Annotated in this window: 13 protein-coding genes and 2 pseudogenes; 10 read left to right on the forward strand and 5 right to left on the reverse strand. The window is 41.8% G+C overall.

Annotated elements, in window-relative coordinates:
* Positions 1-316: hypothetical protein (locus tag AC5JL8_RS09675; RefSeq protein ID WP_495879574.1), on the forward strand; the 316-nt coding region annotated here is incomplete at its 5' end.
* 71 nt (positions 317-387) lie between these two features.
* Positions 388-2,616 carry an AAA family ATPase gene (locus AC5JL8_RS09680; protein WP_495879575.1) on the forward strand — a complete coding sequence of 743 codons (2,229 nt, stop codon included), beginning with the start codon at positions 388-390 and terminating at the stop codon, positions 2,614-2,616.
* Positions 2,617-2,873: 257 nt separating this feature from the next.
* On the opposite strand, the gene AC5JL8_RS09685 is transcribed toward AC5JL8_RS09680, so the two are convergent.
* From AC5JL8_RS09685 to AC5JL8_RS09695, 3 genes are all read right to left on the reverse strand, one after another.
* Positions 2,874-3,623: a class I SAM-dependent methyltransferase gene (locus tag AC5JL8_RS09685; RefSeq protein ID WP_495879576.1), complete on the reverse strand. Its 750-nt coding sequence runs from the start codon at positions 3,621-3,623 to the stop codon at positions 2,874-2,876.
* Between the two features lie 318 nt (positions 3,624-3,941).
* Positions 3,942-4,619 carry a response regulator gene (locus tag AC5JL8_RS09690; RefSeq protein ID WP_495879577.1) on the reverse strand — a complete coding sequence of 226 codons (678 nt, stop codon included), beginning with the start codon at positions 4,617-4,619 and terminating at the stop codon, positions 3,942-3,944.
* 12 nt (positions 4,620-4,631) lie between these two features.
* Entirely contained in the window at positions 4,632-6,119 is a 1,488-nt protein-coding gene (locus AC5JL8_RS09695) for a sensor histidine kinase (protein WP_495879578.1), read from the reverse strand.
* A 1,135-nt stretch (positions 6,120-7,254) separates the two neighbouring features.
* Between AC5JL8_RS09695 and AC5JL8_RS09700 the strand changes: the two are divergent.
* The 3 genes and pseudogenes from AC5JL8_RS09700 to AC5JL8_RS09710 form a co-directional block, all read left to right on the forward strand.
* Positions 7,255-7,767: pseudogene (locus AC5JL8_RS09700) on the forward strand (GAF domain-containing protein); the annotation flags it as partial.
* A gap of 33 nt (positions 7,768-7,800) precedes the next feature.
* Positions 7,801-8,478 (forward strand): annotated as a pseudogene (locus AC5JL8_RS09705) (sensor histidine kinase); the annotation flags it as partial.
* A gap of 429 nt (positions 8,479-8,907) precedes the next feature.
* On the forward strand, positions 8,908-9,117 hold the full coding sequence (locus AC5JL8_RS09710) for a hypothetical protein (RefSeq protein ID WP_495879579.1): 210 nt from the start codon (positions 8,908-8,910) through the stop codon (positions 9,115-9,117).
* A gap of 32 nt (positions 9,118-9,149) precedes the next feature.
* Here the strand turns inward: AC5JL8_RS09710 and AC5JL8_RS09715 are convergent, their stop codons facing one another.
* Complete coding sequence (locus tag AC5JL8_RS09715) at positions 9,150-9,479, reverse strand: hypothetical protein (protein ID WP_495879580.1); 330 nt, start codon at positions 9,477-9,479, stop codon at positions 9,150-9,152.
* Between the two features lie 312 nt (positions 9,480-9,791).
* On the reverse strand, positions 9,792-10,745 hold the full coding sequence (locus AC5JL8_RS09720; protein ID WP_495879686.1) for a metal ABC transporter substrate-binding protein: 954 nt from the start codon (positions 10,743-10,745) through the stop codon (positions 9,792-9,794).
* Between the two features lie 207 nt (positions 10,746-10,952).
* Here AC5JL8_RS09720 and AC5JL8_RS09725 point away from each other — a divergent pair, with 207 nt between their 5' ends.
* The 5 genes from AC5JL8_RS09725 (at position 10,953) to AC5JL8_RS09745 (ending at position 20,834) form a co-directional block, all read left to right on the forward strand.
* The gene (locus AC5JL8_RS09725) at positions 10,953-11,723 is read left to right on the forward strand and encodes a metal ABC transporter ATP-binding protein (protein ID WP_495879581.1); all 771 of its coding nucleotides are present in this window, start codon (positions 10,953-10,955) and stop codon (positions 11,721-11,723) included.
* Positions 11,724-11,776: 53 nt separating this feature from the next.
* A complete protein-coding gene (locus AC5JL8_RS09730; protein ID WP_495879582.1) occupies positions 11,777-12,634 on the forward strand; it encodes a metal ABC transporter permease in 858 nt (285 codons plus the stop codon).
* A gap of 254 nt (positions 12,635-12,888) precedes the next feature.
* On the forward strand, positions 12,889-13,089 hold the full coding sequence (locus AC5JL8_RS09735) for a hypothetical protein (RefSeq protein ID WP_495879583.1): 201 nt from the start codon (positions 12,889-12,891) through the stop codon (positions 13,087-13,089).
* A gap of 277 nt (positions 13,090-13,366) precedes the next feature.
* Complete coding sequence (locus AC5JL8_RS09740; protein ID WP_495879584.1) at positions 13,367-14,149, forward strand: HAD family hydrolase; 783 nt, start codon at positions 13,367-13,369, stop codon at positions 14,147-14,149.
* Positions 14,150-14,654: 505 nt separating this feature from the next.
* A complete protein-coding gene (locus AC5JL8_RS09745; protein ID WP_495879585.1) occupies positions 14,655-20,834 on the forward strand; it encodes an AAA family ATPase in 6,180 nt (2,059 codons plus the stop codon).
* Positions 20,835-21,157 lie beyond the last annotated feature (323 nt).

The raw sequence follows: 21,157 nt of genomic DNA on the forward strand, positions 1-21,157 counted from the left end.
GAACTCAAAAGCTATTTCGGAGAACTCAAAAGCTATTTCGGAGAACTCAAAAGCTGTTTCGGAGAACTCAAAAGCTGTTTCGGAGAACTCAAAAGCTATTTCGGCGAACTCAAAAGCTATTTCGGCGAACTCAAAAGCTGTTTCCAGTGTGTTCTTTACATATACTTTGCCACCATGCGCTTGCGAATTTTACAGACAGTTGCTAAAAATCTTGCTGATCCTATACGATACCACAGCCAAAATCTTATTTAGAACTTACGCACTCAGATCCCCCAACCCCCTTCAAAACGGGGCTTTAGACGTTCCCCCCTTTTGAAGGGGGGTTAGGGGGGATCAAGGTTTCAGGCTTGAGTGCGTAAGTCCTATTATTGTTAAGATGTGGATAGTATGGACATATTTGAGCAACATCTCATCCAGGTAACAGAAAAGGAAGCGCCCCTGGCTGCCCGGATGCGTCCGCGTACCCTTGATGAATTCGTTGGACAAGACCACATCATCGCCAACGGAAGGCTGCTACGACGTGCTATCAGTTTAGACCAACTATCTTCGCTGATTTTTTATGGCCCTCCTGGTACTGGTAAAACTACTTTAGCGCGTGTGATAGCTAACACAACTCGCGCTCATTTCATTGCCATTAATGCGGTGCTTTCTGGCGTTAAAGAAATTCGGGCTGCGATCGATACAGCCCAAGAACGGCGTAAGTTCCACAACCAGAGGACTATCCTGTTTGTTGATGAAGTCCACCGTTTCAACAAATCCCAACAAGATGCTCTCTTGCCTTGGGTAGAAAATGGTACAGTGATTTTAATTGGAGCGACAACAGAAAATCCTTACTTTGAAGTTAATAAAGCTCTTGTTAGCCGATCACGTATCTTCCAACTCAAGCCACTCAACGATCAGGACTTGTACCGCGTAGTTGAGCAAACACTAACTGATACAGAGCGCGGTTATGGCAAGCTGGCTGTGCAGATAGCGCCTGATGCTCTGGCGCATTTGGTAAATGTTGCTAACGGTGATGCACGCTCGTTGCTAAATGCCTTGGAATTAGCAGTAGAAACCACACCAACCGATGCTACAGGTGTAATTAAGGTTACTCTAGCTGTAGCAGAAGATTCTATTCAGCAGCGTGCTGTTTTGTATGACAAAGAAGGCGATGTCCACTTTGACACTATTAGCGCGTTCATTAAGAGTTTACGCGGCTCTGACCCAGATGCAGCCCTGTATTGGCTGGCAAAAATGGTTTATGCTGGCGAAGACCCGCGCTTTATCTTCCGCCGGATGTTAATTTTAGCTAGTGAAGATGTGGGACTAGCTGACCCAAATGCTGTTTTAGTTATCAATGCTTGTGCTGAGGCATTTGACCGTGTGGGTATGCCAGAAGGACGTTATCATTTAGCCCAAGCTGCGCTTTATTTAGCAACAGCACCAAAGTCGAACAGCATCATGGGTTTTTTTGATGCTTTAGCTGCGGTTGAGCAAGAACGAGAAGCGGAAGTTCCCACTCACCTCAAGGATGGTAATCGTGATAAAAAAGGATTTGGGCATGGAGCAGGTTATCTTTATCCTCATGCCTACCGTGACCATTGGGTAGCTCAACAATATTTACCTGCTAGCTTGCAAGGGCAAATGTTTTACCAGCCATCAACCCAAGGCTTTGAGGGAGAAATTGCTACACAGGTAGCGCGGCGTCGTGAAGCTCAACTTGCTGCTTTAGTAGAAGGTGTGGGTATTGCTCCCCTAGAAGTGCTGACTTATGGTGCTACTGACCGCGCTGCTGAACGCTGGTTGCAGCGTACTCTTTCTCAGATGGGTACACAGTTAGCAGAGGTACGCGATCGCATTTTCACATTGGCCCAAATACAGCGTCATCATCTAGTACTGGATCTGAATGCAGGAAGCGGTTTACTTACTTGGGAAGCCATACGCCAAACCCCAGAAGGTGGAGTTTATGCCTGTGTTCGCAATGCTAATGATGCTAAGGCTCTACAAGAACAAGCAACGGCGCTACCAGAATTAATGCATCCTACTGTGTTAACTGCACCGATATCTGAACTACCAGATGTGTTAGCTACCCAGCCGCCAAATCTGCGATTTGACTGTATCATCGGACGCAATGCTCTACTTTATGAAGCTGATAAATTTACTACTGCCCAAACTTTAGCGCAATTACTACCACAATCAGGAAGGCTGGTATTGGCAGAGACTGTGCCACGTCATACCCAAAGACTTTATAAATTACTTGACCCAAACAAACTGAACGCAGACTTATATGAGCAGTTAATAATTGCGGAAGAAACTATCTACACTCATCAGTCAGACTTGATGGTTAACTGGGATGTTGAAGATTTGCAGAAGGCTTTCGAGGCTACAGGTTTGGTAGTGGCAGTTCAGATTGAGCAAAATTCTACACAAATGCATATCACGCCAGCCTTTCTCAATCGCTTGTTCACTCCTAATCAAGCTCGACCAAGTTATGCAGACCGTTTAGCTGTTCACCTCAGGGCAGAAGAAGTAAGCGCTGTACAAAAACTATTTACTAAATATTTGCTAAATCAAACAGTTGCTTGGAAAAGTACTATTGCCTTTGTGCAGGCTAGTTATATTATGTGCGGTTAAATAGACCAGTACTTACGCACCAATAACGTAATTTCGTCATTGCGACCGTAGGAAAGCATAAGTCCTAAGCCCTTCGGGCACGCTACGCGGTAAGCGAAGCTATGCCCGAAGGGCTTTACGGACACGCTTCCCGAACGCAAAGCCTTGAATCTCGTTGCGAATGCGTAATGCCGATTCTCCAAAATTCAGCAACAGATTCTTTTTTTCACAAACCCTTGTGAAATCTGGCTTTCTTAATTTTGAATTTTGAATTGGTATTACTCTCTTATTTTGTAAGCAGTAACTAACAGTTGAGGAACATCAAAACCCCCCTGAATAAAAAGGTCATGCATGATATGCCATCCCCTTCGGGTAAATAATAACTCCCAAAATGATGGGCTGGACTCTGGGTATAATTTTCTCCAATAAAGCAGTTCACTACGAGTTAAAAAACACTGATCGCAACGATAGTTATCTACATAAAAGCCTGTCTTTTCCAGAAGATTAAGTATCTCATCCTGAGTAAAGGCATGAAGGTGGTATGGATCAAAATGACGCGTCTCACCCAGCGGTACAGATATTATGAATACACCATTGGGAGCTAGAAACTTACGGATTTGTTTAAGAAAATTAGTCGGATTTTTTAAATGTTCTATTGTCTCAAATGAGACAACAACATCAAAAGGCTCTAAACACTCAAACTGCTCTGCATTAGCGCAAATAAATTCTATTTCGGGTGCTTGGTAATGTTTTTTAGCATACTCCACAGTCTCTAAAGATATATCTACCCCGACTACACTGCTCGCGCCTGCGAAGCGAAGCATTTGGCTACCATATCCAGTACCAGATGCAATGTCTAGAACTTTTTTTCCCAAAACATAGCGGCTTGCAGCTTCGTAGCGCCCAATATGTAGCTCCAGAATCTTGCGACTAGCCGAATCGTTACCCATGCGATTAGGGATTAAGCGTTCCCAAGTGATAGAAAGGTTATCTAAAGCTTCGACCGATGAAGTAACGGAGTTATTCATATAATGACTGGCTTTTAGGGATCTGCTTTACGGTTAGGATAAGCTCTTGCAGCACTTAAGGCTGGGAGTGCTGGGGAAGACAAAGCAATAAATGTATTCAAGGTTATTAAAGTAGTAAAAATAACTAATAGTTAGGGAACTCCAACAAATAAATTATCCAAATTTCTGGACTCAACACGACTGTCCCTCCCCCTGCTCCCCTGCCTCAACGCAATGGAATATTTTTTATTTGGAAGTCCCTTATTCTTTACTCTCCCAGCTTATCTTCGTGACATTCCCTACACAACTGTATATCCATCTACAGAAAATCCTAGCAGCTTAAATTAACCCTTCACGGATAGCCAGAGCTGCTGCTTGGACACGATCATCAACGCTGAGTTTGTTTAGTAGCATACGCACATATGACTTAATGGTTCCGAGAGAGAGGTAGAGCTGATTAGCAATCTCTTGGTTTGAGTTTCCTTTAGCAATAAGTTTGAGGATTTCTAGCTCACGAGGGCTAAGAATTTGTTGTTGAGGTAGCTCAGGTGTAGGAATCGCTTGGGCTACAACGCTGGGCTTGAACATCCGGGAGACTTTTTGAGCTATGCGAGGATCTAAATAAGCACCACCTTGAAAGATCAATTGAATGACAGCGATGAGTTGTTCCCATTCAATGGTTTTAAGGCAGTAACCATCCGCACCAGCAGCTAACATTCCCATTACTTGGGTATCGCCGTCAAATGCACTCAAGGCAAGGATACGAATGGCAGGGTGATCGCTTTTAATTTGTTGCGTAGCTGTGATCCCATCCATAACTGGCATATCAATATCCATCAAAATAACATCTGGCTGGAGTTGAGCAGCCAATTCGATAGCCTGTGCACCGTCATATGCCTCTCCTACTACACTAAAACCAGGTTGAAGCGTAAATTGGCCTTTCATGCCCCGACGTATTAAAGTATGGTCATCGACCAGTAGAATCTTCATAGTCTTCTGTTCTACACTCTCGGACATCTTGACTTCTCCTCAATTTGCTTTCATGCTAAACCTAGCCTGATCTGTGTTAGCTGGCAGAGTAAACCAGAAGGTACTACCTTCTCCAAGGGAACTATCGACGCCAATGCTACCTCCATGAGCCTCGACGATTTGACGGCACAAATAAAGACCAAGCCCAGATTTACCACGGCGAGTTCGTCCCTGAATAAAGCGGTGGAAAAGCCGTTCTTTGTCCTCTAGCGCAATTCCTAAACCCTGATCGCGCACTGATACCTTTACTTGGGCCTCACTGAGGGATGCTACTTCTAGAACAATTTCCTTGTTAGCCTCACTCACCCGAACCGCATTTTCCAGCAGATTTTGTAAAACTCGTCGAATCTCTAACTCATCACCATAGATGATCGGTAGTGATTGAGAAATTCTATAGATGAGAGCGAACTCAGACTTGGAAGTAGATTTAATTTGAGCAATTACTTTCACAAAAATCTCTTCCCAATTAAGAGGCTCATAGTTTAGCTGAATGCCACAACCAGCTTCATAGCGCGAAACATCTAGTAGAACTTCTACAAGCTTGAGGAGATCAACGTTAGCTTGGCGGTACTCTTCAAATACTTCTCTCCAGGTATTGTTTACAGGGCCAAAAGCTCCTTTAAGCATGACATCCAATGTATTGCGGGTAGCAAGCAGGGGTGAACGTAAATCGTGAGATAAAGCACTGATCAGGTCTTCAAAGTGTTGATTGCGCTCTTTCATCCATTGCTGACGATAGCAAGTTTCGCCTGCCATTGTGTTGAGAACTCTAGCCAACCGTCCAATTTCATCAAAGGAGGAATAGCCAAATTGGGCTTCCATTTGACCATCTCGCCACTTTTCGCCTACCTGCGTCAATTTACCTAGAGGAACCGCAACTCGTTGATGCAATAGCCTGATATTGTAGCCTACTCCTACCAAAACCACTATTGTGATGAAGATGTCCACAACAGTATTAATTTGGTAGAGTTGCCACAGTCGAAGCTTGCGTTTTTCTAAAATTATCTCCTCGTACAAAAGTAGGGTACGAATTTCAGCGCGTAGGGCATTGAATAAAATGTTGTCCGCCGAGGTATAGTTCCTGGCAGAGCTAAAAACTTTTCTCTGGTCTAATTGACTTTGCCACTGAGTATAAAGAATTTTTATCTTATTTAGTTGTTTGAGTTGACTAGGCTTATGTTGTACAAGAGTGTATAGGCGTTTGAGGCTGGTATGAAAACTCAACTGTTTATTACTGCCAGTATCGAGTAAGGTTCTTTCCTGTTCAATCACAGCATTAAGCAGACGTTCTCCTTCACGCTCTATTACTAAAGTATGGGTTACTTGATCGGCTGCTTGCTGACTGAGTGATGTTATCCAAAGGTTCCAGCCTTGTTGTCCTAGTATCAATAACACCAAAATCAAAAAGCTAGTGTACAGGGGGGCAAATAAACGAGCTTTTAGAGCCGAGGGAACTAGTAAACGCAAGAACTTAATAGTTAACACCATTTAAACAGATCCCTACCCTATTTATATGCAATCCCAAACAATTGAATGGTATATTGGTTGCCTCTTACTCCAAATTTTTTGCATACTTAAAGATGATGTTAATACTCACCTTTTAATAATAAGTATTTTTTCATGTATAAAAAGGGAACCAATAGTGTACTCAATTTATTGTGACTAATCTATATAAGTGATATTACTATAAAACCATATATATAAATAAGCCGGCGCTAAGATTTTAAGCTAAGTTAAGAAATTTGAGTGTAGGAGGGCCAATGCGTTGCGGAGATTCCCTCCGTTTCCAAACAATTGACTGGTATATTGGTTGACCCTTACTCCAATTTTTTTGCATACTTAAAGATGATGTTTTAAAAGTTCTCTTGTTGGTAGCGAAACGTTTTAGATCCCCCTAAATCCCCCTTAAAAAGGGGAGGCAGTGCGTTGCGGGGGTTCCCCCCGTTGTAGCAACTGCCGTGGACTTTAAGAAGTTTCTCCCCTTGTTGGCTACCGTGTACACACAAGTCTTTGAGAGTTGTCCCACAGGCTTTTGATCCCCCCAACCCCCCTTAAAAAGGGGGGCTAAAATCCCTCAAAGTCCTCCAATTTATCGGAGGATAATGACGGATCTACAATGATTTCGGTTTAGTACAGAGATGTGTGTACACCGTAGCCTTCAAAAGGGGGCTAGGGGGGATAAATAAGTGCTTAAAATCACAGCCAACCACTTTTCAAAAAACCTCTAAAGATGATGTTAATACTCACCTTTTAATAATAAGTATTTTTTCATGTATGAAAAAGGGAACCAATAGTATACTCAATTTATTGTGACTTAATCTACATAAGTGATATTACTATAAAAACATATATATAAATAAGTCGGCGCTAAAATTTGAAGTTAGTCAGATGTGCATCAATTTTGTGGATCATTAAGTTTAAATTTATCCCCGTGAATACGAGGAAGACCAATCCCTGTGTAAACAAATGGTTCGCCGTAAAGTAGGCGATTTGAGCGCAAACAAAACAATTTATCGGCTGTCTAAGCTAAGTTTAAAATTACTATATAATTAGAAGCTTACTTACATTTGGGAACCGAGATTGAACAAAATGTGTCTGCAAGCTATAAATAGTAAGCGAGCTAATGAAAGATTTACAAGCTGAAAATGAAAAAGCAAGGCTTGAAGTCCTTCGACAATATCGTATTCTGGATACTGTCTGTGAAGCAGCCTTCGATGACCTCGCTCTTTTAGCAGCACAAATTTGTGGTACTCCTATAGCTTTAATCACCTTGATTGATGAGTGCCGTCAGTGGTTCAAAGCAAAAGTCGGATTCGATGCTGAATCAACACCACGGGATACTGCGTTCTGTGCCCATGCTATTTTGCAGCCTAATAACATTTTAATTGTTCCAGATACATTACTCGACCAGCGATTTGCCAGCAATCCACTGGTAACTTCCGATCCTTGTATTCGGTTTTATGCTGGTGCTCCGTTGGTCACACCCACCGGATATGCGCTGGGAACACTTTGTGTAATTGACCGTATTCCACGAAACCTGAGTCCAGAACAACAAAATTCATTGCGGATCTTAAGTCGTCAAGTCATGGCTCAATTAGAGTTAAGACGTAATTTAGACAAGCTGGAACTTATAACCATCGCAGAACACCAACGGATTGAAGATCTAATTTCTGCCCTTTCCCATGATATGCGTACTCCCTTGCTAGCAAATCGCGGTACTCTGCACGCCATGCTGAGTGGAGCTTTTGGCACTGTGAGTGATAGTTGGAGAGAAGGGCTTGAAGATTGTCGTCAGGCTAACGAAGAGGTACTGAAGCTTGTCGAAACTTTATTAGATATTTCTCGCCATCAAACTTCAGTTTTGAAGAATCTAAACTACGAAATTCTTAACTGGAAAAATATCTTTGTCGAAGCTATTACTCGCTGCAATGCCAGTTGGCAGCAAAAGCCAGTTATTGGATATCAAATTTCTCCCTCACTACCAACTGTCTATGGTGATGAGTTAGAAATTCAACGGGTAGTGCAGAACCTACTTGAGAATGCTTTCCGAGTCACCAAACCAGACCAGTTAATTAACTTGACGGTGGTAGCGCTGGGAGATGCCCAGGTAAAGGTATCAGTGCGCGATCGCGGGCCAGGAATTGTTCCCCAACAAAAGGAAAGGCTCTTCTATCGTTTTAGTCAAGAACGGGGTCGAAGTAATATATTTGGGCTGGGTCTGTATTTATGCCGCCTCATTGTAGAGGCTCACGGAGGAACCATCAACGTTGAAAGTGTTCTCGGTGAGGGTAGCAACTTCTGGTTTACCTTACCTGTTACCCCACAGTCCATAACACCAATTCAGTAATGAGGATACGGCAATTGCCTGTAATCTCCGATAATTAATGCTAAGTTCTAAGCTAGAGTTCGCATCAGTGTAATGCGATTGCAAATTTACCGATATAAATTTTTAGTTTTTTCCGGAATGCGTCAAAAGCTGACTGTATACCATAACATACAGAACCATTTATACATAAAACGGGGCATTATTCTATGAAGCCCCATGCCTAACAACTCTCCCAAAGCCGCTCTCTAGTTCAATTAGAGCGGCTTTGGTTTATATAAGAAGCTCTTTGTCAAATTTGGAATTTCGCCATCAAATCGAAGTTTGATAATTTCTACTTCGCTACGTTGTTATCCGGTTGAAAAGCGTAGATGCTTATGGCAGAGCATCAATGATAACTTTTTAGTAATTAGTAGCAAATCGGCAGGTACTTTAAAGGGGAGTAAGAAGTCCATGCGAAAAATACGGTTATTCATCGCTTCTAGCCTTGATGCATATATTGCCCGAACATCAAAAGAAGTACATTGGCTATTTACAGATCAAGACTATAGTTATGCAGACTTCTTTGAGCAAATTGACACCGTACTCATGGGTAGTACTCTCCTCCAATGCCAAATTATCCCAATTTTAGATTTTAGAGAGGGGACAAGAAACTCAATCTAAAATCTAAAATCTGGACAGCTAAAATTCAACAACTACCACCAAATCCGATTTCCGTTTTCGTCAACTCGTGCTTGTCGAATTACATCAGAAATCTCTTCGGCATCTTTAACATGGTGAAGTGCCTTTTTCTCACCATCTGGTTCATCGACAACGAAGTAAGTGGGGACAGTAATGTGGTCACCTGTAATGTCTGGTGAATCTACAGCAACTTGCTTAGACTTTTCTTCAACTGACTCAGATTTATCAGAAATTCTATCTCCCGGATTTGCTGTTAAGTTTCTTTCTTTGACGTTTGGCTCGTCTTGAGAATGTCTATCTTCGCTTACTGGTTGATTAATTTGCTCTTTTGGTTCATTAGTCATAGCTATTGCGGGAAATTAAATCTATGCATTTACTAAGTTCAATTTATGAAATAAAATGCATTATTAGTTCTTTCCCTAGAGAGAGTTTGAGAAGCTTAGTCAAAGATACATATCTTAGGTTATATATTGCCTCCCGCTTGAGAAATAGTTAGTATTTATTTTTTACTCAAAAGAGAGATGGCAATAAGGAACTTCCAAGTAAAAGAATATTCCATCGCTTTGATGGCAGGAGAGCAGGGAGCAGGGGGAGGGAAAGCCGTTTTGAAGGAGTAAAATTGGATAATTTATTTTTTGGAGTTCCATAAACTTAATTCACTTCTTTGGCTGAAAGAGCGTAGATTTTCCCCCTAATGCTTCTACAATTGTTCGAGTATTTGCTTCCATCATTTTAATGTAAGAATCTCCTGCGCTTCCCTTAGCACCAATTGAATCAGAGTAAAGTTGACTTGATGCTAGTTGCACACCTGCTTCTTGAGCAACGGTTTTGATTAAAGCTGGGTTAATTGTAGTTTCAGCAAAAATTGCCGGCACGCCTATTTTTTTAATTGACTCTACCAGTCGCTGTACTGTTTGGGCGCTTGGTTGTTCTTCGGTACTGATGCCAATTAATGTTCCAGCGATCGCTATGTTATAAGCACGTCCATAATATTGAAATGCATCGTGGGTAGTTATCAGTTTGCGTTTATCTGCTGGAATAGTTTGAATCTGCTGATTAATCCAGTTATGCAACTGTTTTAATTCATTGGTAAGTTGGGCTGCGTTCTGAGTAAATTTATCTTTATCTTCAGGCGATAACTTAATCAACCCATCCCGAATTGCAGCTACCATAGCGATCGCATTTTCCGCACTACCCCAAACGTGCGGATCGGGCACAACTTCACTGCCTTTATCTAACTGCAAAGGTTTGACAACTTCTCCCACCGCTAACTTTTGCGCCTTACCACCGGCGGCATTCATTAATTTAATCAGTCCTGGTTCTAGGTTGTAGCCGTTATATAAAATCAATTCTGCTTCTTCTAAAAACCTGCTGTCTGCTGGTACTGGTTCGTAAACATGGGGATCAGCGCCTGGTTTGAGAATACCAGTTAGTTGAATTTCATCTTCTGCAATCTTTTGTGTCAAATCAGCAATTATCGTGCTAGTTGCTACCACTTGCGGTTTGTCATCACCTTTGGGATTGTTACTTGCAGAGTTCAACTGAGTACAACTGAATAAAGCTAAAGGCAGAAGCATTGTCAGGCAAAAATGCGAAACAATGTTGTTCATCCTGTTTACTTTTGCTTTGCCGTGGGTGTTGGCATTCTCTATCTGGAGTATTAGTTTCATTTATTTGTGATATTACTTCTAATTATAGAGTTTTTCATATTTCTCTCATTTTTATAGTAAGCTCAAGAAATGAAATATTAAAGTATTGTTATGAAAAGTGTCTCTTTTTACTCAAAAATTAGCTTAATCCAGAGAAAAACATGGGAAATGCCTAAACAATCCGTAAAAGCTCTGGATATGAATTCTACAGAAGCAATTAACGTCGCTCACATAGGGGTACACTACCGCACACAAGAAGCTTTGCGGGACGTCAACTGTGCTGTCAAAGGAGGGAAACTAACGGGGATTTTTGGCCCGAATGGTGCTGGCAAAAGTACAATGATGAAAGCAATGTTGGGCTTAGTTCCCCTCAGTAGTGGTACTGTCAACTACCAAGGCAAACCGTTGATGCAGCAGCTTGAAAAAGTTGCCTATGTGCCACAGCGCAGCCAAATTGACTGGACTTACCCCGCCACAGTTTGGGATGTAGTGATGATGGGACGGGTAAAAAAGACAGGCTGGTTGCGTAGCTTCTCGGCGGTTAGCCGTCAGGTGGCAAACAATGCGCTAGAAAGAGTTGGGATGAGTGAATACCGCGATCGCCCCATTGGAGAACTTTCAGGAGGACAACAGCAGCGAGTCTTTTTAGCACGTGCTTTAGCGCAGCAGGCAGAAATTTTCTGTTTTGATGAACCTTTAGTAGGTATCGATCAGAAAACTCAGTCAGTAATTTTTGAAGTCTTTCATGAACTAACTGCTGCTGGCAAAATTGTGTTAGTAGTCAACCACGACTTAGGCGAATCAATCACTCATTTTGATGAGTTAATTTTACTAAATCGTGAGTTAATCGTCACAGGTTCCCGGCGACAAGTACTAACAGAAGAAAATTTACAGCGTGCTTACGGCGGTAAAGTAATGTACTTTTCCGAAGCCGCTTAAAAATTGAGAATTCCCCCTGCGTAGTTTGTGGTTCGTATTAAGAATAAATACTTATGCTCCAAGCATTAATTGAGCCGTTGCAATACGGCTTTATGCAGCGATCGCTCGTGATTGCTATTTTAGTCGGACTGTTGTGCGCTGTGGTTGGTAGTTATTTGATGGTGCAAAGGCTAGCATTGCTTGGTGACGCTATTAGTCACTCGGTTTTGCCAGGACTAGCGATCGCATTTATGGTAGGAGCAAATATTTTTATTGGCGCATTTATTGCAGGCGTGATCAGTACAATGGCGATCGCACTTATCAGAACGCGATCGCCGATTAAAGAAGATGCGGCAATGGGGATAGTTTTTTCCGCATTCTTTGCTCTTGGTATCACCCTAATTACCGTAATTCAAAAAGACAATAAAATCGATCTTAATCACTTTCTCTTCGGTAATATTCTTGGTGTCACTATTAATGACGTCCGGGACACCGCCATCATTGCAGCTATTGTTTTATTAGTTGTAGTCTTGTTATACAAAGAACTATTATTTTATACCTTTGATCCCTTAGGCGCTCAAGCCGTAGGTTTGCCAGTCAATAAGCTTAACTTTGGACTCATGCTGCTGATTGCTTTAACAATTGTTGCCAGCATGAAAGCCGTAGGTGTAATTCTCGTACTGTCACTTTTAATTACACCAGGGGCAACTGCCTATCTATTAGTTAAACGCTTAAATCAAGTAATGATTTTGGGTGCAGTCATTGGGGTAATTGCTAGTATCAGTGGTATGTATCTTAGTTACTTTTATAACTTGCCATCTGGCCCGGCGATCGTTTTAGTAGTATCTGGATTATTTGTATTGGCATTACTATTTAGCCCCAGGCATGGTATACTTACCACTTATCAAAGACAGCAAATTTTGGAAAAATAAATCAAGTAATACAAAGCAAGGCCTAACAAGGATGTTTGAAAAGTCTAAAATAAACTCAAAGACGTTTTTCCCAACCTCTTTCCTATGAGGAGTGAAACTATCTAAATATTCCCATTTCCTTGTAAACAACAAGCAATGGTAATTAAGTTTCGCGGGATTTGAAGTTTAGCAGAATATCTTTTAAGCATCCTCCAAGGCGGATACTTTAACATAGAACTGGACACCATAATCATTAATGGTAGAGGTTATCGATAATGGTAGAGGTATCAATGGACTCTTTAGTAGAAACTCTGGATACGAAATTGCGTCAATGGAAACCTGAGGTTGCTGAACAGGTACGGCAATATGTAGGAGCAATCATTGAAATGGCAGACCAAGATGCCCTAGATATTATGCAGTCCAGGGATGGTGTGCAAGAAGATTTTCATAAATCAGATGACGCTGAAAAGCGGTGAAGTCTAGCCTGTTGTTCTGGGGCTAGCTGCAAAAACGCGACACTATTTACGATAGGTCGCGTTATGAACCGAATGTACTAAATTCATCTTGGATTTGAATATTCATAGCAACAGGATTATTTACCTGAAACAGATGAACCTCAAGTTTAGCCAAAGTCGTCCCACGAATAAAGTCTCAACTACGTCCCAGCTAAAAACTGTCTTGTTTTGGTGCTGATACAGAAAAATAATTCCTGGATCGGATAAGCTAGCCACAGCAGTTTTTATCCTCAAAAACATGACCGCAAGTAGTCCCACAATTTTAGCCCTAGACTTTGATGGAGTAATTTGCGATGGACTAATTGAATATTTTGAGGTAGCATGGCGTACCTACTGTCAAATTTGGTCGCCTGCTAACAATACACCACCAAATGATTTAGCTCCTAAATTTTATCGCCTCAGACCAGTAATTGAAACGGGTTGGGAAATGCCTGTTTTAATTAAAGCTTTGGTAGAGGGAATTTCTGAAGCCAAGATTCTTCAAGAATGGGTCACTATTACCCCACAAATTTTATTAGACCATAAGCTACAAGCAAGAGAAATTGGCGCAAAACTAGATAATCTGCGGGATGAATGGATTGCTACAAATTTAGATAATTGGCTAAGTCTGCATAGATTTTATCCCGGTGTAGTGGAAAAAATTAAAGCCACTGTTGCCAGTACAATCAAGCTATACATTGTTACTACCAAGGAAGGACGTTTTGTACAGCAGCTATTGCAGCAAGAAGGAGTAGAAATCCCACCAAAATCGATTTTTGGTAAAGAAGAGAAGCGCCCCAAATATGAAATTCTGCGAGAATTAAAGCAGACGGCAGATGTAAAGTCAGCCAGTCTTTGGTTTGTGGAAGATAGACTTAAAACATTGCAGTTAGTCGAACAGCAAAAAGACCTTGATGATGTAAAACTCTTCTTAGGCGACTGGGGCTATAATACCCAACCAGAAAGAGAAGCTGCCCAAAATGACCCACGAATTCAGCTATTAACTCTTTCTCAGTTTGCTCAAGATTTCTCTGCTTGGTAATTTTTGCCGTAATGCACCCAGATGCATGGTGCGCTAAAGCACAGTGCAACGCACCATGCAAATTTAATACTAATTCAAATAATGTTTGCCACACATAAAGCATCTTATCAAAGCTCCCCCTGCTGCCATCTGGCGCGATCGCGGCAAAAAAAGACACATTGTAAAGTTATGCTACGCAAATTTTTATAACCGAGATCCGGTGACTACAATTCCAAACTGAGCGTCTTCCTTTTAGGTGAGAACATCGCCCAATATGCTTATTGCTGGACAAATTTGACGCAATGAATAGGGTTAAGAGTTGATTTTATTATGCAAAACTTTATTTGCCCGTATATTATTTATGGGTGAGTTAGTAAATTAACAAGGTAATCTCTGCAATAATCGATAAGAGAAGGGAAGTGTCAAGCTATTAGCTTTTCGATTGAAGCAGATTGAAGAGTTACTGCACTCGATGGAAACGGACAAGACCTCCTAAACTAGAATTTTCTTAGGACGGGCAGAAATAATGATTAGACCTCTGGAAGGTTATCAGTGCCTAGAACTCATTCACGAAGAGAGCAATACGGTTATTTATCGCGGGATCAAAGAATCGCAGCAAATACCCGTGCTGATGAAATTCATTAAAACTGAGTATCCGACGCTCGTTGATATTGCTCGGCTAAAACACGAGTATAAAATTCTCCAGTCTTTGGACATTGCAGGAGTTGTTAAAGCAGTAAGTTTAGAGGAATCTCATCGCGCTTTAGCACTGGTATTAGAAGATTTTGGAGGAGAACCGCTCTCAACATTACTATCTGGGCGATTGCCTCCGGTACTGCACTCCGCGCAATCGCGCAAACTAAGCGAGTTTCTCCAAATTGCGATTCAGCTTGCCCAAACACTGGCGCAACTGCACCACCATAGAGTTATTCACAAGAATTTGAAAACTTCTAATGTTCTGTTCAATCCAGCAACAGAACAAGCTTTAATTTACGACTTTAGCCTCGCTACCCGTTTGTCTAGAGAAAACCAAACAATCAGCAATCCGAATCTCCTTGAAGGCACTCTTGCTTATATGTCGCCAGAGCAAACCGGGCGAATGAATCGTAGTATCGATTACCGTACCGATTTTTATTCTCTAGGCGTCGTTTTCTACGAAATGCTGACAGGACAGTTACCCTTTCAAGCAAGTGATCCGCTAGAACTCGTTCACTGCCACATTGCTAAAGCACCTATTTGTCCTAGTGAAATTACCACAAGCGACTTCACCAGAATTCCTCAAGCGGTTTGTGACATTGTAATGAAGCTCTTGGCAAAGACAGCAGAAGACCGCTATCAAAATGCTTTAGGGCTAAAAGCTGATCTGGAAACTTGTTTAAGGATGCTCCAGGAAAGGGGCGAAATTGTACCCTTCAAGGTGGGGCAACTCGATTTATACAGCCAATTTTCAATCCCGCAAAAACTCTACGGTCGTGAGTCAGAGGTGGCGACTCTAATGGCTGCCTTTGATCGGGTTAGTGCAGGAACAACGGAAATGATGCTGGTCAGTGGCTATTCCGGGATTGGTAAGTCGTCTTTGGTGTATGAAGTTCATAAGCCGATTGTACGCCAGCGAGGGTACTTCATTTTCGGCAAGTTTGACCAGTTTAAGCGTAATATTCCCTATGCTGCTTTGATTCAAGCGTTTCAGGAATTAATGCGGCAATTGCTGACTGAGAGTGCTGAACGGATCGAGATTTGGCAGGCAAAACTTTTAGAAGCTTTGAGTTCTAATGGTCAAATAATTATTGATGTAATTCCTGAAGTCGAGCGAATCATCGGGTCTCAGCCTGCTGTGCCGCAATTGGGAGCATCAGAATCTCAAAACCGATTTAACCGCGTCTTTAGGCAGTTCATTCGTGTGTTCTGCAAACCGGAACACCCGCTGGTATTATTTTTGGACGATTTGCAGTGGGCAGATTCAGCATCACTGAAGTTAATTCACTTGCTGATGAATGACCTTAACAGCCAATATTTGTTGTTGATTGGCGCGTACCGCGATAACGAAGTGAGTGCGACGCATCCACTAATGCTGTCGCTAAATGAGATTCAGCAAACCGGGGCAGCGATCAATAATATTGTTCTTGGCCCGTTACACCTCAGTCATGTCAGTCAGTTAATCGCTGATACTTTTCGCAGCGATCAAGAGCAATGTTATCTCCTGGCTAAATTAGCCTTGAACAAAACTCAAGGCAATCCCTTCTTTTTATCTCAACTGCTCAAATCACTTCATCAAGACAATCTGCTGTTCTTCAACTTCAATGAAGGTTGCTGGCAGTGGGACATTGAGAAGTTACAAGGCATTGATATTACCGACAATGTTGTTGAATTGATGGTCAGCCGGATTCAAAAGCTATTACCGACTACTCAAAACATTCTGAAGTTGGCTGCCTGCGTTGGAGACAAATTTCCTTTAGAGATACTTAGTATTGTTAATCAGAAATCTTTGTCAGATACGGCATTAGAATTGTGGGAAGCTTTGCAAACTGGGCTAATTTTGCCTTTGAACCAGTCTTATAAAATTCCTCTAGTAATTAACTTGGAGGAAGTTGTGACTGGGCAAGATTCTCAATCTTTAGTTTCTAATTCCCAACTTGCGATCGCCTACAAGTTTCTGCACGATCGCGTGCAACAAGCAGCTTATTCGCTCATCCCTGAAGCCGAGAGAAGCCAAACTCACTTAAGAATTGGGCAGCTGTTGCTCGAACACACACCAAAGGCGGAACTTGAAGAAAAGATTTTTGAAATTGTTAACCACCTGAACATTGGCGCTCTTTTAATTACTAGCCAATCAAATAAAGATTATTTAGCTGAATTAAATTTAATAGCTGGTCGCAAAGCGAAGGCAGCTGCTGCTTATGAAGCTGCACTTAGGTACTTCAAAACTGCTCTAAACCTGCTTTCAAAAGATAGCTGGTTACATCAGTACGAGCTAACATTGACTATATACGACTTAACCATTGAAGCAGAATTTTTAATTGCTAAATTTCGACAATCTCAAGCACTAATTGATATTGCGTTAGAGCGAGTAAAAACGCTATTAGACAAAGTTAAAATCTCCAAAAGAATAATCCAGTTAAATATCGGTCAAGGCAATTTCCCAGCAGCTATTGATACAGCCTTAGAAGTTTTAGCAATGCTGGGAGTTGTGCTACCAACGAATCCAATAGAAATCAGCAATTATTCCCAAAAGTTGCGACAAGAATTAACATTTGAAAAAAGTCAAATTGCTGAGTTAGTTAACTTGCCAGCTCTGAACGATCTCTATAAACGAGCTGCAATAGAAATCTTAAACACAATGCCAGGCCCAGTTTATATTAGCAGACCTGAATTATTTCTGCCGATGATGTTGGCAATGACCAATATATCGGTTAAGTATGGTAACTGTGCTACCTCAGCTTTTGCCTATTGTGCCTATGGAATGCTTTTATCTGGGGTTTATAAAGATATTGAGTGCGCCTATGAATTTGGGCAATTGTCATTGCAGATATTAGATAAATTTAACGATAAAGCATTGCGATGTAATGTATTGAAGGTATATGCAAGCCATATTCAACACGCTAAAGAGCCGATTCGAGACGTTGTAGAAACCTTGCAACTGGCAACTCAAATTGCGATAGAAACAGGAAACCCAGAGTTTCTAGGTTATGGCAGTACAGAATATGGGATATATTTATTCTTTAGTGGAGAAAATCTAGAGACAGTTGCCCAAAAACTTGTACCTTATGTTGAGCTAGTCGATAGTTTTAAGCAAGAGCTAGGAATCTATTACATCAGAATTATCAGACAAATTGTACTTAACTTGCTTAACAGAAATACTAATCAACATACTTTAACGGGGGAGAGTTTTAATGAAGAAACGATGCTTCCTATTGTTGTGGCATCGAATTGGGAAACCTTACTTTGCTGTTTTTATCTTTTTAAGTTGATCTTAGCTTATTTATTTAAAGATTATGTAGCAGCACTGGCCTATACCAAATATGTAGAGAAACATCTGAACGCTGTAGCCGGGATGATGATGGATTATGAATATAATTTTTATCATTCTTTGACACTTCTGCAAGTATATTCTACTGAAAAGTTTTCTGAAAATGAGCGAGAAAACTATCTAAATCAAGTTCAATTAAACCAAGAGACTTTGCAGTATAGAGCGCTGCATGCACCTTGTAACTTTCTGCATAAATACGAACTCGTAGAAGCAGAGAAGGCGCGAGTTTTGGGACAACGCGATCGCGCAATGGAGTATTACGATCGCGCAATCCAAAACGCACAAAAACACGGCTACATTCAGGAAGAAGCACTCGCCTCGGAATTGGCAGCAGAGTTTTATTTTGCCCGTGGTCGAGAACGAGTAGCCAAAGACTATTTAACTGATGCTTACTATGGCTATTTGCGCTGGGGCGCAACTGCAAAAGTTCAAGATTTAGTAGAACGTTATCCGCAAGTATTTTCTGCGAATCAAGCACCAGCAGATTTAGGAATTGTATCAACTCATACAACAGAACTAGGCTTGGCATCATTGGATTTAGCCACGATAATCAAGACTTCTCAGGCACTCTCTGATGAAATATTTCTGGATAAATTACTTGATAATTTGATGAACAGTGCGATCGAGAATGCGGGAGCAAGTACCGGGTTGCTTGTCCTACAGCAGGAAGGTCAATCGGTTCTGGTAGCTCAAGGATTTGCAGACAAAGACATTACCCTTGTGCTACCACCCAAAGCGTTAGATGCATCTTTAGATTTGCCAGTAGCATTAATTAACTACGTCACTAGAAGCCAGTCTACTTTAGTGTTAAATAATGCCACCGAGGAAGGAATGTTTACTAATGACGCATACATCCTGAAAAATCGGCCTAAATCTGTCCTTTGTTTGCCGATTATTTATCAAAGTCATCTGAAGGGAATTCTTTACCTAGAAAACAATCTAGCGAAACACGCGTTTACCGAAAACCATGTGAAGGTATTGAGTTTATTAGCTGCTCAGGCAGCGATTTCTCTAGAAAATGCTGGACTTTACCAGGAGTTACAAATTTATTCTCAAGAACTAGAGAACAAAAATGAATCTTTACAGGCTGAAATCAGTGAACGCCAAACAATTGAGCAAGCGCTACGAGAAAGCGAACAACAGCTAAGGCTGGCACTCAAAGCTGCTAAACTTGGCATTTGGCAATTAGATTATTCAACTAAAACTCTATTTACTTCTGACCAATGCAAAGCAAACTTTGGACTACCACAAGGAGCAGATTTGTCTTACCAAGCTCTGTTCGAGGTATTCATACATCCTGACGACCGGGAGCGCGTGCAAGCAGCAGTTAAACAAGCGATAGCAGATCGCACTGATTACGAAGCAGAGTACCGTAACATCTGGCCTGACGGTAGTATTCACTGGGTTTCCGTCCAAGGTCGTGCGATCTATGCAGCCGATGGTAAACCCTTGCGGATGGTAGGCGTGTCGCTCGACATTACAGCCCGCAAGCAAGCAGAACAAGAGCGAGAACAACTCCTTGAGCGCGAGCAACAAGCTCGTATCGAAGCAGAATCAGCCAACCGCATCAAAGATGAATTTCTTGCGGTACTTTCCCACGAGCTTCGCACGCCGCTTGGCCCTATTCTCGGCTGGGTGCAGTTTCTCCGCACTCGAAATCTGGATCGAGTAACGAGTGATCGCGCCTTGGAAACAATCGAGCGCAATGCTAAGTTACAAACTCAACTAATTGAAGACCTGCTCGACATTTCTCGTATTATTCAAGGTAAGTTGAGTCTCAATGTTTCTCCGGTAGACCTGACCTCAACTATTACAGCCGCAATCGAAACAGTACGTTTAGCAGCCAACGCCAAATCGATTCAAATTCAAACGATGTTTGACCCCGGTGTGGGACAAGTTTTAGGCGATGCAAACCGCCTCCAGCAAATCTTTTGGAATCTGCTTTCTAACGCTATTAAGTTTACGCCCTCTGGAGGGCAGGTAAAAGTTTGCTTGGAACGTATAAATACTAATGCTCAAATCAGGGTTAGTGATACAGGCAAAGGCATTAGCTCTGAGTTTTTACCCTTCGTATTTCAAGCCTTTCGGCAGGCTGATGGAGGGACAACCAGGGCTTTTGGGGGATTAGGGCTGGGATTGGCGATCGTCCGTCAATTGGTAGAACTGCATGGTGGTACAGTCCAAGCGGAAAGTTTAGGTGAAGGACAGGGGGCAAATTTTACAGTTAACCTGCCGCTTCTGAAAATTCCTACACAAAACAATGAAGACAAGCAGCAATCTTTTGGCACGACAGAACTCAAGGACGTGAAGGTTCTAGTGGTGGAAGATGAAGCGGATATGCGGCATTTAGTAGCTTTGATGCTAGAACAATCTGGAGCGCAAGTCATCTTAGCAGCATCGGCAGCAGAAGCATTGGCAACTATCACTGAGGCTAAACCAGATTTACTACTGAGTGATATTGGTATGCCTGGGATGAATGGCTATACGCTAATGCACCAAATCAGAACTTGGACACCAGAACAAGGGGGACAAATTCCCGCGATCGCCCTCACTGCTTATGCTACTGATGCTGACCAGCAACAAGTACTTACCGCAGGCTTCGACCGATATATTACAAAGCCAGTCGCTCCAGACAAGCTGATCGCAGAAGTTGCAGACCTACTTAATAGGTCGGCGTAAATAATTATCGTTGGCATAAGGCAGGGAGCAGGGGGAAAAAGGGTTTGAGCCTTGTTTACTTTTCTTCAGACAGTTTGGTTTTATTGTGCCGACTTACTTAAAATTAGTTAAACATTAGCAGAAATTGCTTTGTTGATTTACTAACGTTGGATATGTAGGACTCATATTTGATTTTTGAACAAAATTCAGTACACCTTTATTCCTTCTTCCCAGTCCCCAGTCCCCAATCCCCAGTCCCTTACCTCTACGAGTGATTCAGAAATCAAATCGGATTGCTATATCGCCATTGAATTAATTCAATTGCGGTTTTGAGCAATGTAATA

This window comes from Mojavia sp., from assembly GCF_059505145.1.

Excerpts from the sequence above, each read along its gene's own strand:
- AC5JL8_RS09680 (WP_495879575.1), top strand. The coding sequence starts at position 388 with ATGGACATATTTGAGCAACATCTCATCCAGGTAACAGAAAAGGAAGCG.
- AC5JL8_RS09685 (WP_495879576.1), bottom strand. The coding sequence starts at position 3,623 with ATGAATAACTCCGTTACTTCATCGGTCGAAGCTTTAGATAACCTTTCT.
- AC5JL8_RS09690 (WP_495879577.1), bottom strand. The coding sequence starts at position 4,619 with ATGTCCGAGAGTGTAGAACAGAAGACTATGAAGATTCTACTGGTCGAT.
- AC5JL8_RS09695 (WP_495879578.1), bottom strand. The coding sequence starts at position 6,119 with ATGGTGTTAACTATTAAGTTCTTGCGTTTACTAGTTCCCTCGGCTCTA.
- AC5JL8_RS09710 (WP_495879579.1), top strand. The coding sequence starts at position 8,908 with ATGCGAAAAATACGGTTATTCATCGCTTCTAGCCTTGATGCATATATT.
- AC5JL8_RS09715 (WP_495879580.1), bottom strand. The coding sequence starts at position 9,479 with ATGACTAATGAACCAAAAGAGCAAATTAATCAACCAGTAAGCGAAGAT.
- AC5JL8_RS09720 (WP_495879686.1), bottom strand. The coding sequence starts at position 10,745 with ATGAACAACATTGTTTCGCATTTTTGCCTGACAATGCTTCTGCCTTTA.
- AC5JL8_RS09725 (WP_495879581.1), top strand. The coding sequence starts at position 10,953 with ATGCCTAAACAATCCGTAAAAGCTCTGGATATGAATTCTACAGAAGCA.
- AC5JL8_RS09730 (WP_495879582.1), top strand. The coding sequence starts at position 11,777 with ATGCTCCAAGCATTAATTGAGCCGTTGCAATACGGCTTTATGCAGCGA.
- AC5JL8_RS09735 (WP_495879583.1), top strand. The coding sequence starts at position 12,889 with ATGGTAGAGGTATCAATGGACTCTTTAGTAGAAACTCTGGATACGAAA.
- AC5JL8_RS09740 (WP_495879584.1), top strand. The coding sequence starts at position 13,367 with ATGACCGCAAGTAGTCCCACAATTTTAGCCCTAGACTTTGATGGAGTA.
- AC5JL8_RS09745 (WP_495879585.1), top strand. The coding sequence starts at position 14,655 with ATGATTAGACCTCTGGAAGGTTATCAGTGCCTAGAACTCATTCACGAA.